The organism is Citrobacter sp. 50677481 (assembly GCF_001463265.1).
GTDB classification, from domain to species: domain Bacteria; phylum Pseudomonadota; class Gammaproteobacteria; order Enterobacterales; family Enterobacteriaceae; genus Citrobacter_A; species Citrobacter_A sedlakii.
The window spans coordinates 1-325 of the sequence record NZ_LNHZ01000009.1; the positions used below are offsets into that span (position 1 = coordinate 1).

General features: G+C 54.8%; 1 protein-coding gene. It reads left to right on the forward strand.

Features of this window, described 5'->3' with window-relative positions; translation table 11 throughout:
- On the forward strand, positions 1-325 hold a 325-nt coding region (locus APU02_RS26830; protein ID WP_239692843.1), incomplete at both ends, for a DUF6396 domain-containing protein.

A 325-nucleotide genomic window follows, 5' to 3' on the forward strand; every position in this document is an offset into this window, starting at 1 on the left:
CCGCTGCCAGCCTGGGACGGTAAACTAAAATGGCTGGAAGAGCGCAAGGCCAATATCCCGCCAGCCAAACCGGGTGAATCGCTTATTGCAGAGCTGGCAAAGGCAAAACAGTTAAACCCGGTAACGGGTAAGCCGCTGCCTTCGTCACCCCATTTTAATAAGGATGATGTCGCCCTGCTGCTGTGCCGCAGCGGTGAAGCCTGCCCGAAAAGCGGTTACTGGCAGATCGCCTGGATACCGCATACGGGTATCAGTCAGGAAGAGATCCGTTACTTTACCGAAGGTGAAACCATGCCGATGGATATTGTTGAGAGGCTGCATCCGC